This is a genomic window from Phreatobacter sp., assembly GCF_030691135.1.
In the GTDB taxonomy this organism is placed as follows: Bacteria; Pseudomonadota; Alphaproteobacteria; order Rhizobiales; family Phreatobacteraceae; genus Phreatobacter.
Genome location: NZ_JAUYFA010000029.1, coordinates 76539 through 91552 on the forward strand (window position 1 = coordinate 76539; position 15014 = coordinate 91552).

13 protein-coding genes are annotated in these 15014 nt (G+C 66.7%); 4 read left to right on the top strand and 9 right to left on the bottom strand.

Features of this window, described 5'->3' with window-relative positions:
• Positions 1-6: 6 nt before the first annotated feature.
• The 5 genes from Q8O26_RS04485 to Q8O26_RS04505 all read right to left on the bottom strand — a co-directional run bounded on the left by Q8O26_RS04485 (position 7) and on the right by Q8O26_RS04505 (position 4871).
• Positions 7-1047, bottom strand: coding sequence for a biotin-dependent carboxyltransferase family protein (locus Q8O26_RS04485; protein WP_305573892.1), 1041 nt, complete (start codon positions 1045-1047; stop codon positions 7-9).
• A complete protein-coding gene (gene pxpB, locus Q8O26_RS04490) occupies positions 1044-1769 on the bottom strand; it encodes a 5-oxoprolinase subunit PxpB (protein WP_305573894.1) in 726 nt (241 codons plus the stop codon). The genes Q8O26_RS04485 and pxpB overlap by 4 nt, the downstream gene beginning before the upstream one ends.
• Positions 1770-1771: 2 nt before the next feature.
• Positions 1772-3100, bottom strand: a complete 1329-nt coding sequence (locus tag Q8O26_RS04495; RefSeq protein ID WP_305573896.1) for a TRAP transporter large permease — start codon at positions 3098-3100, stop codon at positions 1772-1774.
• 3 nt (positions 3101-3103) lie between these two features.
• Positions 3104-3637 carry a TRAP transporter small permease gene (locus tag Q8O26_RS04500; RefSeq protein WP_305573898.1) on the bottom strand — a complete coding sequence of 178 codons (534 nt, stop codon included), beginning with the start codon at positions 3635-3637 and terminating at the stop codon, positions 3104-3106.
• A 124-nt stretch (positions 3638-3761) separates the two neighbouring features.
• Positions 3762-4871: a TRAP transporter substrate-binding protein gene (locus Q8O26_RS04505; protein ID WP_305573900.1), complete on the bottom strand. Its 1110-nt coding sequence runs from the start codon at positions 4869-4871 to the stop codon at positions 3762-3764.
• A gap of 198 nt (positions 4872-5069) precedes the next feature.
• On the opposite strand from Q8O26_RS04505, the gene Q8O26_RS04510 reads away from it, so the two are divergent.
• Positions 5070-5588: a winged helix DNA-binding protein gene (locus tag Q8O26_RS04510; RefSeq protein WP_305573902.1), complete on the top strand. Its 519-nt coding sequence runs from the start codon at positions 5070-5072 to the stop codon at positions 5586-5588.
• A gap of 18 nt (positions 5589-5606) precedes the next feature.
• Here the strand turns inward: Q8O26_RS04510 and Q8O26_RS04515 are convergent, their stop codons facing one another.
• Positions 5607-7247, bottom strand: coding sequence for a hydantoinase B/oxoprolinase family protein (locus Q8O26_RS04515; RefSeq protein WP_305573903.1), 1641 nt, complete (start codon positions 7245-7247; stop codon positions 5607-5609).
• A gap of 5 nt (positions 7248-7252) precedes the next feature.
• The gene (locus Q8O26_RS04520) at positions 7253-9388 is read right to left on the bottom strand and encodes a hydantoinase/oxoprolinase family protein (protein WP_305573905.1); all 2136 of its coding nucleotides are present in this window, start codon (positions 9386-9388) and stop codon (positions 7253-7255) included.
• Positions 9389-9680: 292 nt separating this feature from the next.
• Here Q8O26_RS04520 and Q8O26_RS04525 point away from each other — a divergent pair, with 292 nt between their 5' ends.
• A complete protein-coding gene (locus Q8O26_RS04525) occupies positions 9681-10457 on the top strand; it encodes a creatininase family protein (RefSeq protein ID WP_305573907.1) in 777 nt (258 codons plus the stop codon).
• 3 nt (positions 10458-10460) lie between these two features.
• On the opposite strand, the gene Q8O26_RS04530 is transcribed toward Q8O26_RS04525, so the two are convergent.
• The gene (locus Q8O26_RS04530) at positions 10461-11408 is read right to left on the bottom strand and encodes an acetamidase/formamidase family protein (RefSeq protein ID WP_305573909.1); all 948 of its coding nucleotides are present in this window, start codon (positions 11406-11408) and stop codon (positions 10461-10463) included.
• Positions 11409-11711: 303 nt separating this feature from the next.
• Here Q8O26_RS04530 and rnd point away from each other — a divergent pair, with 303 nt between their 5' ends.
• Positions 11712-12884 carry a ribonuclease D gene (gene rnd / locus Q8O26_RS04535; protein WP_305573911.1) on the top strand — a complete coding sequence of 391 codons (1173 nt, stop codon included), beginning with the start codon at positions 11712-11714 and terminating at the stop codon, positions 12882-12884.
• Positions 12885-12895: 11 nt separating this feature from the next.
• Positions 12896-14095, top strand: coding sequence for a dipeptidase (locus Q8O26_RS04540; protein ID WP_305573913.1), 1200 nt, complete (start codon positions 12896-12898; stop codon positions 14093-14095).
• Positions 14096-14130: 35 nt separating this feature from the next.
• On the opposite strand, the gene Q8O26_RS04545 is transcribed toward Q8O26_RS04540, so the two are convergent.
• Positions 14131-14964, bottom strand: coding sequence for a universal stress protein (locus Q8O26_RS04545; RefSeq protein WP_305573914.1), 834 nt, complete (start codon positions 14962-14964; stop codon positions 14131-14133).
• Between the last annotated feature and the right edge of the window lie 50 nt (positions 14965-15014).

The following is a 15014-nucleotide window of genomic DNA, read 5'->3' on the forward strand; positions in this document are numbered from 1 at the left end:
CCTCCTTCAGGCGGCGGAATGGAGCGGCGGTTCGGCCGGCGGCGCATGGGCGTCGACCCAGCCATCGACCAGGTTGACCGACAGGAGATGTTCGGTGTCGAAGCCGAGCCCCACAGGCTTCAGACCGGCACGAACAGACGCCAGCATAGCCGCCTGCTCACGCGCGGCGGCGATGCCCTCGGCCAGCGTGACCGCAGCAAAGCGCATCTCGCTGCCGGGACGCTGTTGGACGAAGCGCGGCAGGTCGGCCGAGATGATGGTGGCGATCTTCGGATAGCCGCCGGTGGTCTGTCGATCGGCCAGCAGCACGATCGGCTCGCCCGATCCTGGCACCTGGATCGAGCCGGTGACGATGCCGTCGGAGACGATGTTGAAGCCCTTGGCGTGCTCGATCACCGGGCCGCTGAGCCGGTAGCCCATCCGGTCGGCCTCCGCCGAGACGCGATACGCCTCGCCGAGAAAGGTCGCGATGCCAGCGTCGCTGAAATAGTCGTCCTGCGGCCCAAGCACGACGCGGAAGGCGCCGGAGGAAACCTTCGGCGGCACGGTCGCGGTGAGGTCCGGCCCATGCGGCGCGCTGCCGACGGGCAGCACCTGCCCAGGACGCACCGGTGCCCGGTCGACGCCGCCGAGCCCACCGCGCAGGTGGAACGAACGGCTGCCGAGATCCGTCTTCACCGCGATGCCGCCCGATACCGCGAGAACCATGAAGGTCCCCGCCTTGGCGGCACCGACGGTGACACTCTGCCCATCCAGCACCGTGGCGCTGGTGAGCGGCGGCACCGCCTCGCCGTCGATTTTCAGGTCGGCATAGGCGCCGGCCAGCGCCACGCGCACAGGGCCGCCCTCGACGACGAAAGCACCGCCGAGCACCGTGAACTCGATGGCCGCCTCGCCAGCTGCGTTGCCCACGAGCATGTTCGCGACCACCAGCGCGATGCGGTCCATGGCCCCGGCCGGCCCGACGCCGTAGCGCTGGAATCCGAACCGCCCGGAATCCTGAATGGTGGTCCCGGCGCCGCAATCCTTGACGAGAAGCCGGATCATGCCGTCACCACTTCGGCGACGGGGCGGCCCGCGGCCGCCGCAGCGTCGAGATCATCCCATGCCGCTGCGGGTATCGGCCGGAAAACGACCTCGTCGCCGGCCCCGACGAGAAACACCGGATCGCGGTCCGGCATGAAGTTGCGCACCGGCGTGCGTCCCAGAAGATGCCAGCCCGACGGCGCCTCGACCGAAGCGAAAAGGGCCTGGACCCCGCCGATGGAGACCGTCCCTGCCGGCGTCTTGAGGCGCGGGCTTATGCGGCGCGGCAGGGCGATGGAGGGATCGGCCCCCGAGAGGTAGCAGAAGCCCGGCAGGAACCCGAGCATGGCAACCCGGTAGGTCCGGCTGCAATGCCGCCGGATAACCTCCTCGGTCGAGATGCCGTGGCTTCTCGCGACGTCGTCGAGGTCGATGCCGAAAGCCCCGCCATAGACGACGGGAATGATCCAGCGCCGCGGCGGCGCGCCGCTCTGCTTCAGAGACGCGAGGATGGCATGCACCCGCGTCTCGAAGGCCGGCATGTCGATGACCAGCGGATCGACCTGGACGAGCACTGATCGGTAGGTGGGGAGGGTCTCGATGACGCCGGGGATCGCCGCATCCGTCAGCGCCGCATCGAAGGCGAGACAGAGCGCATTGAGCCCGTCGTCGATCTCGGTGCCGAACTCGACCGTGACGGCGGTATCGCCACACGGCAGGAAGCGGGGAACGCGCAAGGACATGGCTATCTCGGGCCGCCCGCCTGCGTCGCCTCCACGAACATGCGCGGCAGCACCGTGACGATGTCGGGGAAGATCGTGATGACGACGATGGCGATGACCAGCATCAAGAAGAAGGGCAGAGCGGCATAGGCCACGTACCAGCTGTCGCGTCCACTCATCGATTGCAGCACGAAGAGCACGAAGCCCACCGGCGGCGTCACCTCGGCGATCTCGACGAGAAGCACGATGAAGATGCCGAACCAGACAGGATCGATGCCGACTTTCTGGATCATCGGCAAAACGATTGTCGTCGTCAGGACGATCATCGAAACACCGTCCAGCGCAGTGCCGAGGATGATGTACATGATCGTCAGGACGGCGATGAGCTGGAACTTCGATGGGTTGAGCCAGGCGACATATTCGGCGAGCGCCCGGGGGATGCCGGTGAAACCCATGGCGAGCGTCAGATAGGCGGCGCCCGCGAGAATGAACATGATCATCGCCGACAGACGCGTCGCCCCGAGCAGGCTCTCGCGGAAGTTCTCGAAGGTCAGCGAGCCACTCCACCAGGCGAGGATCAGCGAGCCGGCAGCGCCGAAGGCTGCCGCCTCGGTGGCAGTGGCGTAGCCAGCAACGATCACCCAGATGACCATCAGGATGAGCAGCATGCAGGGTATGAGCTCGCGCGAGGCGTAGAGCTTCTGGCGCAACGTCGTCGAGCCAAGGTCGTCGGGCGGCACCTTTGACGGGTTCAGCAGCGCCCAGATGATGATGTAGCCGGAGAACAGAACCATCACGAGCAGACCGGGCAGGAAGCCGGCGAGGAAGATCTGGATGATCGAGACCTCGGCAGCCACCGCATAGACCACCATGATGATGGACGGCGGGATGAGGATGCCGAGCGTGCCCGAGCCGGCGAGAGAGCCGAGCGAAATGTTGTCGGGATAGCCGCGCCGCTTCAGCTCCGGCACAGTCATCTTTCCGATGGTCACGGCGGTCGCCGCGGACGAACCCGACACCGAGCCGAAAATGCCGCAGGCCAGGACGTTCACGTGCAGCAGGCGGCCGGGGACCCGCCGCAGCCACGGAGCGAGGCCGACGAACATCTGGTTGGCAAGGTTGGTGCGGAAGAGAATCTCGCCCATCCACACGAAGAGCGGCAGGGCCGCGAGCTCCCACGAGGCGACGGACTGCCATACGGCGGTCGCAAGGTTCAGGCTCGGCGAGGAATTGGTGAAGAAGGCCATGCCGACCCAGCCGGTGATGGCGAGGCCGAAACCGATCCAGGCGCCGAGCGTCAGGACGGTGAACATGACGGCGAGCAAAACGCCACCGATCGCAAGGGTGGACATGGGTCAGACCTCGCCGGAATAGTCGCCGGCCGCGTGGCGGTCGCGCACCTGCTGGACGTAAGTGGGCACGAGGCCCGCGGCGACGCGGAGGAACTCGTCGATCAGCGCAATGGTCAGCACCGCCGACCCCACTGCCACCGGCGTCTGCGGGATCCACAGCGGCAACGGCAGGAGACCCTGGCCGCGGTCGTTGAAGACGTAGCTCTCGTAGACCATGTTGCCGAGCGAATAGGTCATGTAGGCCGAGAAGGCCGCGCACATGGCAAGCGCCACGAGTTCGATCCACCGCGCCGTGCGGTCTGGGAAGCGATCGATGAAGATGCCCATGCGGACGAGTTCGCCACGTTTGAAAGTGGCGGCGAGCGGCAGCAGGGCGGCCGCGGCGCAAATCCAGGCGGTGATGTCGTCGGCGCCGCGGATCATGCCACCGCCGAGCCGCAGGATGGCCTGCGCCATCATCAGGATGCAGATGCCCAGCACGCAGGCGGCGCCAGCCCAGGCGGCGCTGGTATAAAGGAGGTCGAGAGATTTCCGCATTGGGAAGTCCTGAACGGCTGGCCGCGACTTTCGTCGCCCAGCGCGCATGACGAGGATAAGGACTGCGGCAGAGCGGAGCCCGATCGACCGGGCCGCCGCGGCGGCCCGGCCTCGCACCGGAACCTCAGGCGCCGATGCGCTTGCGGAAGTCGGCGATCACGTTACGGCCGGTATCGCCAGCCTTGGCGATCCATTCCTCGGTCAGCTTGGCGCCGACCGCCTTCACGTCGGCGAGCAACTGGGCGGACGGATCGACGATCGCCATTCCGTTCTTGCGCAGTTCCTCGATCGAATTGGTTTCGACCTCGCCGGCGAGCTTCCAGCCGCGCTCTTCGGCCTTGGCCGACACCTCGGTCATGGCCGTGCGCACGGCTTCGGGGAGGCGCTGCCAGGCGCGCTCGTTGACGATCACCGCATTCTTCGGCATCGAGGCACGCAGATTAACGAACTGACTGGAAAACTCCCAGGCACGCGACTGCACGCCCGTGGCACCCGACGTGATCATTCCGGTCACTATGTTGGTGGCGAAGGCCTGCGCAACTTCTGAGGCCTGCACCAGCGTCGGAACGGCACCGAGCAGTTCGGCCATACGCGAGGTGATCGGCGACACCGTGCGGAACTTCATGCCGCGCATGTCGGCAGCCGAGGTGATCGGGGTCTTCGAGTAGAATGCTTGGCTCGGCCAGGCGACGCTGTAGAGCACACGGATGCCGCGGCGCTGGCAGGCGGCTTCCAGCGCGGCTTTGGAGGCGGCGTAGAGCGCCTGACCTTGATCGAAGCCCTGAGCGAGGAAGGGGATCGAGTCGAGTTCGAAGATCGGGTCCTCGTTGCCGAACTGGCTGATGAGGATCTCGCCGGCGGCAACTTGACCGCTGCCGACGGCACGCAGGATCTCCGGCAACCGGATCAGCGAGTTGTTGGAATGGACCTGAATCTTGATACCGTTATTGGTGGCCTTGGCGATCTCGTCCACCCACCAGCGAACGTTCTGCGTGTGGTAGGTGCCATCGGTATAGGGCACCGGCATATCCCACGCGGTCTGCGCCTGAAGAACCGTCGGGGCTGCGAGCATGCTGGTACCGGCAAGGCCGGCCACGAATTGACGACGATCGAACATTGGCGGGACTCCTCGTTCCTGTCTCTGGATGTTCCGCCGTTGTCGGCGGCCGGGCTTGGCGCCCTTGTTCGGAATTGGACCGCTGTTCAGCCACGTTGACAAGGCCGAAATCTGCATTGCGCGAGCACCGGTCACGCGCAACCGAAACGCCTGCCATGCCGTCGCTGATCGACGATCATTGGTACGACGATCCCGCAACAAGGGCTATGTGTCAACATCATGTTGACGTTTTATCGTCGTTTTCTCTGTTTGATTTTGACGCTCAGTCTTGCCACTCTGTCACGCCGTGCTGATGCACAGCTTCGAGGTCAGTCGATGACGCCTCCGTCCACCCTGGGTCCGATCGTATCCTCCGCCCATCTGGCTTCGGGGGAGTTGCCGGCGCTATCCGAGTTCGAGTTTGGCATGATGATGGTCAGCCACGCTTTTCATCGGTGGACAGTCCGCTGCGCGGCGGCCGGCGGCGCGCCGGGTCTCTCGGCGCTTGAGAACATGATCCTCCACACGGTCTATCATCGCGGTCGCCCCAAGCGGCTCGCCGATATCGCCCTCGTCCTCAATGTCGAGGACATGCATCTCGTCACCTATGCGGTGAAGAAGCTCGAAAAGGCGGGCCTCGTGAAGGGCGAGAAGATCGGCAAGGAGAAGGCGGTCTCGGTGACCAAGAAGGGATCTGACGCTGTCATGCGCTACCATGAGGTGCGCGAGGCGCTGCTGATCCAGAGCGTCAAGGCCTTCGGCACCGATGCGGCCGTGCTCAGCCGCATCGCCACCGAGATGCGCGCCCTCTCCGGCCTCTACGATCAGGCCGCACGGGCGGCCGCCAGCCTCTGAGGCCGACGGCCCCGGTCGTCAGCCGCCATAGACCTTGGCGCCCTTGGGCGAAACCAGCCCCTCGCTGACGTCCTTCGCCAGAGCCGCCGGGTCCCGCCGCGCCGGGTCGCCGATACCGCCGCCGCCCGGCGTCATCACGACCAGCCGGTCGTCGGGCGGAATGAGCTGGAAGCCCTTGCCCTTCAGCTTCTTGCCGGACCTCAGCGAGACCACTCCCGCAGCGCCGTCCTGGCCGCCGTCGCGCCCACGCGGCGGATGGTCGATCCGGTCATAGGCGGCGAGCAGGTCGAAGGCCTTGCCGATGCGGCTGCCGACCTCGATGACCTGGCCAAGGCCGCCTCGCCTGGTCCCTGCTCCTCCGGAATCCTCACGGAACTCCTTGCGCCAGAAGATGAGCGGCGTGATGGATTCGGCGATCTCCACCGGCGTCCCCTTGACACCGGAGGGATAGGCCGTCGCCGAGAGACCGTCCTTCATCGGCCGCGCGCCGGTGCCGCCATTCGACGTCACCGCCATCATGAACCCGTAATTGCCGAGCCCCGCCTCGTCGGTCTGGCCGCGCACGTTGAGGTTCCACAGGCAGGATGTGCCTTCGGCCGGCACACGGTCCGGAACCGCCTGCCGCAGAGCGCCGAAGACGACGTCGGGCAGCATCTGACCGATGATGTGGCGCGAGGCCACCGGCTTCGGCTTCAGCGCGTTGACGATGCAGTTCTCCGGCGCCGAAACCGTGAGCGGCGCCAGCGATCCCGCATTGTTCGGGATGTCCTTGCCAACAATGCAGGCGAGCCCGAACACGGTATAGGCCGTCGTATAGGCGAGCGGCACATTGATACCGCGCTTCGAGGCCTCCCCCGTGCCGGAATAGTCGACATGGATGCCCTTCTTCGTCACCTCGACGGTGCAGGCCAGCGTCACCGGCTCGTCGTAGCCGTCGACCGTCATGGTGTTGCCCCACTTGCCTTGTGGCAGCGCCGCGATGGCCTCCAGAACCGCCGCCTTGGACCGGCTCAGGATGTGCCGTGACAGGACGTCCAGGTCCTTCAGGCCGAACTCCTCCATCATTTCGGAGAGACGCTCGCAACCGACGTCGTTGCAGGCGGCGAGTGAATAGACATCGCCCTCGGTATCGATCGGCAGGCGCGTATTGGCGCGGATCATCGCCATCAGCGTCTCGTTCAGCTTGCCGCGGTCGGCGAGCTTCAGGAGAGGGATGTAGAGCCCCTCCATGAACACGTCGGTTCCGTCGGGCCCGAAGCCGATCCCGCCGATGTCCATCAGATGGCTGGTGCAGGAGAACAGCCCCACCAGCTTGCCGCGGTGGAAGGCCGGCGTCGTCAGCACGAAGTCGTTGAGGTGCCCGGTGCCCATCCAGGGGTCATTGGTGATGTAGATGTCGCCGGGCTTCATCGTCTCGACGGGAAAGACCCGGACGAAATGCTTGACGCTTTCGGCCATGGAATTGACATGGCCGGGCGTGCCGGTGACGGCCTGGGCCAGCATGTTGCCCTCGCGGTCGAAGACGCCGGCGGAGAGATCGCCAGCCTCGCGGACGATGGGGGAAAAGGCGGTGCGCAGCAGCACCTGCGCCTGCTCCTCGACCACCGCGATCAGGCGGTTCCACATGACCTGCAGTTCGATGTCGGAAAGCTTGCTCATGACGGTCACTTTCCCTTCTTCGCGGCAGGTTTCGCAGCCGATCTGGCCGCGGGCTTGGCCGCCTTGCGGGCGGTGAGGACGAGGCCGAGGCCGGCATCGATCTCAGCATCGAAGGCGGCCGTCACATAGGTCGAGGTTCCGGCCTCGACGACGATGGCGGGTCCCTCGATGCGGGCACCCGGCTCCATTGCCAGCCGGTCGTACATCGGCACCTTCAGCATCTTGCCGGCCTTGGCGTCGAAGACCGGCCTGAGGCCGATGGGCTTCGGGCCGCGCTTGGCTTTCGGCTTCCCGAGCAGCGGCGGACGCGCCGTGTCGGTGGTGACCAGCAGCGACCAGGAAAGGATCTCGATCGCCGCGCCGGGAATGTGGCGGGCGAAGAGCTGCCGGTAGCCCGTCTCGAACATGTCGCGCATCTTCGCCATGTCTTTCTCGGCGAGAGCCCGGTTGGGAAGGGCAACGGCGATCTCATGCCCCTGCCCCGCATAGCGCATGAAGGCGGTGCGGGTTTCGGTCAGCTTGCGGTTGCCGGCGGCGGCCCTGGCGAGCCCGGTCGCCTCGCCGCTCATCGACGCGAGCAGCCGGTTGGCCTCGGTGAGGTCGAACTTGTCGAGCCGCATGAACTTTGAATGGACGAGTTCATAGGCCGCCGGGGCACGCAGGAAGCCGATCGCCGAACCGACGCCGGCATCGGCCGGCACCACCACGCGGGCGATGCCGAGCTTCTCGGCGAGGCGGGCGGCATGGAGCGGCGCGGCGCCGCCGAAAGCCACCATCGTATGGTCCGACACGACCACGCCGCGTTCCACCGCATGGACCCGCGCGGCGTTGGCCATGTTCTCGTCGACGATCTCGGCGACGCCGTGGGCCGCCATGGCGGTCGACAGCGACAGCGGCTTGCCGACACGGGCATCGAGCGCCGCATCGGCCTTGTCCGGATAGAGCGCAATGGCGCCGCCGGCGAAACGGGCCGGCTCGATCTTGCCGAGCGCGACGTCGGCATCGGTGACGGTCGGCAGGTCGCCGCCGCGGCCATAGCAGGCGGGGCCCGGCACGGAAGCGGCCGAATCCGGTCCGACAGTGATGCGCTTCAGCGTGTCGACGCGGGCGATGGAGCCGCCGCCGGCGCCGATCTCGACCATCTCGATCACCGGAATGCGGACGGGCAGCCCCGAGCCCTTCATGAATCGCGACTGACGATCGACCTCGAAGGTCCGCGCCTTGTAGGGCGTCGCGTCGTGGATGAGGCAGATCTTGGCGGTGGTACCGCCCATGTCGAAGGACAGGACCTTGTCCTCGCCGCGCTCGGCCGCGATATAGGCGGCGAGGATGGCGCCACCGGCAGGGCCCGACTCGACGAGCCGGATCGGAAAGCGCGCCGCGGTCTCCAGCGTCGCCAGCGAACCGCCCGACGTCATCAGGTGGATCGGCTTGCCATAGCCCTCGTCGGCGAAACGCGCCTTCAGCCGGCCGAGATAGCCGGCCATGAGCGGCTGAACATAGGCATTTGCGACCGCGGTCGAACTGCGCTCGTATTCGCGCATCTCCGGGCAAACTTCCGAGGACAGCGTCACCGCGATGTCGGGCACTTCCTTCGCGAGGATTTCCCGCACCCGCTCTTCATGGGCGGAATTGGCGTAGGAATGGATGAAGGCGACGGCGACGGCCTCGACCTTGGCGGCCGTGAGGGCCTTGGCGACCTTCTTCACTGCCGCATCATCGAGGTCGATCCACACCTTGCCGGTGACGTCGATGCGCTCGGGGACGGTGAAGCGCAATTCGCGCGGCACCAGCTGGCGCGGCTTGTCGATGAAGATGTCGTACTGATCGTAGCGGCCCTCATCGGCGATCTCGATGACATCGCGAAAGCCCTCGGTCGCGATCAGTGCGGTCCGCGCGCCCTTGCGCTCGATCACCGCGTTGGTCGCCAGCGTCGTGCCGTGGACGAAGACGTCGAGATCGGCAAAGCCAATACCGGCCTGGTCCAGCACCAGCCGCGTGCCTTCCACCACCGCCTCTTCGGGCGCATGGGGCGTGGTCAGCACCTTGGTGGTGAAGCGGCGTTCGCCATGTTCCAGCACGATGTCGGTGAAGGTGCCGCCGATATCGGTGGCGAGGCGCGTGATGGCGGATTGAGTCATGCCTGGTGTCCGGTCCCTCGAGTCGGTCCGGGGAACTGCCGGGCAGCCCTCCGTCACCGATGCCGCAGTCTTTCTGGCACGAACATCAAGGTTCGGCGACAGCCAGCCGCGCGGCATCAGACATTCGGGCCGACATGTCCCGATGTCAACAATTCATCGACAATTCGTCATCGAAATGCAGCCGGGCGCGTCAGCCTCGCCCTGGCAGCGGAGCTGAGGCGCATGGTCTCGACGCCGGCGGTTCCTGCGGGCACGATCCGCCGTGCAGCGAAGCCAGCCACCGGAGCCGACGATGACGACAGCCCGAAATCCGATCGTCGAATGGGCGAAACTGACCGCTCCCGAACTGAACGCCATGGCCACCGCCGGTGCGACGGTGCTGCTGCCTGTCGCTTCTACCGAGCAGCATGGCCCGCATCTGGGGACCGGGGTGGACACCACCCTCTGCGGCGCGGTCTGCCGGATCGCCGCCGAGAAGGCCATGGAGCGCCGGTCGACGGTGGTCGCGCCGACCCTGTGGGTGGGCATGGCAGAACATCACATGGCCCATGGCGGCACCTTTACCCTGGACATCCCGACCTACCGGGCGCTCTTGCTCTGCCTCATCCGCTCCCTCGCCCGCCACGGCTTCAAGCGGGTACTGATCGTCAATGGCCACGGCGGCAACATGACGGCTCTCAATGCTTTCCTGCCGGATCTGGAACGCGAAACAGGACTGGTCATCGCCGCCACAACCTATTTCGAACTGGCCCAGCCGGCCTTTGCGCCGCTCCTCGAGGATCAGACCAGTGTGCTCCATGCCTGCGAGGCGGAGACCGCCATGATGATGGCCGTGGCGCCGGACGCCGTCCGCACCGACAAGCTGTCCGCAGCGGTCGGCCCCCATTTCGGCGACCCGCGCGCCGTGCTGGCGCCCCCCGCCCAGCGTTTCCGGTCCTTCGCAACACTCACCCCGTCCGGCGTTCTCGGCGATGCGCGCAAGGCCACCCGCGCCAAGGGCGAGAAGCTCCTCGCCGCCGCGACCGATGCCCTCGCCAACCTCATCGTCCGCGGCGAGCCCTGGGACTGAGGATCAGCGCAGCTTCGCCAGCCACTTCTTGTCCAGCATCACATGGATGCCCTTGTTGCCGTTGACGACCTGCGTCACCCGCACGTCGGCGACCAGCGACAGGAGGGCGAAGGCCTCGTCCCGGTCGAGACCTGCCCGCGCCGTCACGAGATCGATCATCGAGCGCAGCGCGATCTGAACCGCGGTGTCGAGATCGGGATCGAAGGCCATGGTGAGAGCATGGGTGGGGGTTTCCGCCATTGGCCAGGTCAGGCTCATGTCGTCGCGCACCGTCAGCTTGAAGGTGCCAATGAGGCCGGTCTCGACGGCGGTGATGCAGACCTCGCCGTCACCCTGCGCGCCATGGGCGTCGCCGACGGAGAAATTCGCGCCGTCGACGTAGATCGGCAGGTAGAGCCGCGTGCCGGCGACGAGTTCCTTGTTGTCGAGATTGCCGCCGTTACGGCGTGGCGGCAGCGTGTTGATCCGGCCCCACTCAGGCGGCGGTGCCACGGCCATGACGCCGAAGAACGGCCGGTCGAGCGGAATCTCGTGGCCCCAGGGCATGGTCGCCACCTTGCGCGACCGGTCGATGCGGGAATGAAACAACCGCTTCGCCTTGACATCGTCCGGCAGCGCCCCGACCAGCGGCGCGACGAAGGTGTAACCCCAGTCGTAATGCAGGTCGATCGCCTCGATGTCGACCTGCAGGACCTGTCCGGCCTTGGCGCCCGCGACCGCCACCGGCCCGGTGCAGATGTGGCCCGGAAGCGTCGGGCCGCCGAAGCGCTGGTGGATGGCGAGCAGCGCCGGCGGGATGCCCCAGTCGGCCGGCGGCAGGACGTCGGCACCGCCGGATACGGTCGACAGCGTGATCGTCTCCCCCGATCGGATGGTGATGCGTGGGCTCAATGTGGCTTCGAAATAGCCCCAGTGAACTGTGTCGGCGCCGGCGTCGAGGCGATGGGTCATGGGCGATGGATCCTCGGGAAGACCGCCTGAGTGTAACCGGTCAACTTCGGCTGCCTAGCCTGCCCCGCTGCACTGCAGCGCCGCGTGGGCGCCGCCCGCGCCATCGGGCGGCAGTGACCTTCACGTCTGCCTGCCACACATTCGATTTTCCACCGACCTGTCGCAAGGTGAGCGATCAAAGCTGGACGCCGCGAGGCTGCCAGAAGGCCGGTCGCGCCGCGCATCGTCGCCCTCGTCGAAACGCAGCTGGCCTCTGCCGGATGACCGTTCGCATCCGCGCAAGACTCCTGTAAGGAGAAGGCGATGCTGATCACGTCCTCTTCCGAACTGGCCGCCATCTGCGCGCGTCTCGCCAAGCACCCTTTCGTCACGGTCGACACGGAGTTCCTCCGCGAAACGACCTTCTGGCCGAAGCTCTGCGTCATCCAGTTGGCCGGCCCCGACGAGGCCGTGGCCGTGGACGCGCTCGCGCCGGGCATGGATCTGGCGCCCTTCTTCGACCTGATGGTCGATCCGGCCGTGGTGAAGGTCTTTCACGCGGCCCGGCAGGACGTGGAGATCGTCTGGCACCTGTCGAAGCGGATCCCCGAGCCGCTGTTCGACAGCCAGGTCGCCGCCATGGTCCTCGGCTACGGTGATTCGATTTCCTACGATCAGCTCGTCCAGCGCACCAACGGCACCCAGCTCGACAAGACCAGCCGTTTCACGGATTGGTCGAAGCGCCCGCTGAGCAATGCCCAGATTGATTATGCGATCGCCGACGTCACCCATCTCCGGGACATCTACATCAAGCTCACCGGAGAACTTGAGAAGCGCGGCCGCGCCGACTGGGTCGCCGAGGAGATGCGTGTTCTCACCTCCCCCGACACCTATCGCCAGGAACCCGAACGGGCCTGGGAACGGTTCCGCAGCCGCGTGCGCAAGCCGCGCGAGCTGGCCGTCCTCATGGAAGTCGCCGCCTGGCGCGAGCGCGAGGCGCAGGCGCGCGACGTGCCACGCTCCCGCGTCCTGAAGGACGACAGCCTGTTCGACATCGCCCTCACCGGCCCGAAGACCGTCGAGGCGCTGGGAGCCATGCGCTCAATCCCCAAGGGCTGGGAACGCTCCCGCGACGGCATGGCGGTCGTCGAGGCAGTGCAGGCCGGTCTCGCCCTTGATCCGCGCGAGCTGCCGCCCATCGACAAGCACCGCCCGCAGAGCCAGTCGCAATCGGCGACCGTCGAACTGCTGAAGGTCCTGCTGAAGATGGTCGCGGAGAAGCACCACGTCGCCGCCAAGGTGGTGGCTACCTCCGACGATCTCGACCGCATCGCCGAGAACGACGAGGCCGATATCGGCGCCCTCAAGGGCTGGCGGCGCGAGCTTTTCGGCGAGAAGGCTCTTGCCCTCAAGCACGGCAAGCTGGCACTCGCGATCGAACGGGGCCGCGTGACGGCCGTGGAACGTGTTCCGGCGGTCGTCATCGCCGAGGACTGAAGGAGCCGCACATGAGCAGGACCGACCCGGCCCTCGCCAGGGCCAACGACCTGCTGGAGCGCTTCATCCTCTTCGACGGTCATAACGACCTGCCCTACACCATCCGCCGTTCCGCCGACGGCGATGTCGCGGCCTACGGGCTGGACCGCGTCCACCAGGAGAGCGACACCGACATCCCGCGCCTGCGCGAGGGAAAGGTCGGTGCCCAGGTCTTCGCCGCCTTCGTGCCGACATCGGTACCCAATCCCGGCCGCTTCACGCTCGAGCAGATCGCCATCGGCCTCGATATCGAGTCGGTGCATGCTGACGTCTTCCACCCGGCGCGGCGTGCCGCCGATATCGCCGCCGCCCGGCGGGCCGGCAAGATCGCCTCTGTCATCTCGGTGGAAAGCGCCGTCGGTCTCGGCGGCTCGCTCTCGCCGCTCCGGGTCTGGCATGCGGCTGGCGTGCGCATCCTCACCCTCTGCCACAACGAGACGCTGGACTGGATCGATTCAGCCACCGATGCGCCCCGTCATGGCGGACTGACGGATTTCGGCCGATCCTTGGTAGCCGAGTGCAACCGCATCGGCATGATGGTCGACCTCGCCCACGCCTCGCCGAAAGCCCAGCATGACGTGCTCGACGTCGCTGCGGCGCCCCTGTTGTGGTCCCATTCCAATGCCGCCGCGCTCTGCCCCCATCCGCGCAACGTGCCGGACGACGTGCTCGACCGGATCAAGGCCAATGGTGGCGTGGTCATGGCCACCTTCGTGCCGAACTTCATTTCGCGGAAGAGCCACGACTGGATGTCGCCGCTTCAGGTCCACGGCAAGACGCCGCCGGGTAGCGACATCGACACCGCGGTGGCGCGGCGCGCAGCGGAGGCCGGCCCCCGGCCGCGGGGCTCCATCGGCGAGCTCTGCGACCATATCCAGTACATCGTCGGGCGCACGGGCCTCGCCCATATCGGCATTGGCTCCGACTTCTTTGGCGGTCCGAACCCGCCGGACCTCGCGGATTCCTCCCGCTTTCCTCACCTTGTCGCCGAACTCGTCCGGCGCGGCTGGTCGGACGCGGCCCTGAAGGGGATTCTCTCCGGCAATGCGCTCAGGGTCTGGCGGAGCGTCGAAAAGGTCTCGGCCCGGCTGAAAGCGGAACACCCGCCAGGGATCGCCCGGGTCGCGGCCGAGTCTCTCGTCACCCCCAGACGCAAAAAGCCGGCGACCTGAGCCGCCGGCTTCTGATCGGAGCGATCGAGGCGCCGTCAATGCGCCATCAGCACCGGCACCGGCGAATATTGCAGCAGTGTCGTCGTCGTCCCGCCGAGCACCATCTGGCGCAGGCGGGAATGGGCATAGGCGCCCATGACGATCATCTGCGCGCGGTTGTTCTGCGCGTGCTCGACGATCGTCTTGCCGACATTCCGGCTGTAGGGAAGGTTCGTCACCGTGACCTTGACGCCGTGATGGGCGAGCATCGGCGCAAGATCGGCCCCCGCGACCAACTCGTCGGCATGGCGATCGCCCAGCACCGAGACGATCTCGACATGACCCGCCTTGTCGATGAAGTCCGAGGCCGAACCGATGGCGCGGGCGGCGACGGCCGAGCCGTCCCAGGCGACGACGATCGAATTCGTCGCGCGCACGGGGTCGAACCCGTCCGGAGCGAGGATGGTCGGACGACCCGTCGACAGCAGCAGCGTTTCCGCGAGCTCGGTTGCCCAGACGTCGTCCGGCCGCGGCCGGCCGCAGACGCAGAAATCATGGAGGCGACCGCGCTTGCCGATCCGCCCGAAGAGCGGGTCGATGGCGTCCGTTACCACTTCGACCGTGGAGGCGACTCCTGCCGTCTGGGTGGCATAGCGGATCGCGTTGCAGAGTTCGTCCGCCTTGTCGGTGCGCGTGTCGTTCTCGTCGGCGACGATCGCCTGGACCTCCGCCACTCCGGAATAGACAACGACCGGCACCTTGATGGCCCCGACAACCACCGAAAGATGGGCGCCATGGGCGGCGGCCAGCGAGACGGCATATTCGATCGCCCCCTGCGGCTTTGCGCCGTCACCGGCAATGAGGGCGAGCAGGATTGACTTGATGGACATGGGGGCCTCCTTCTTCACGAGCGAACGCGCCGCAAGGTTGCGCGTTCCGG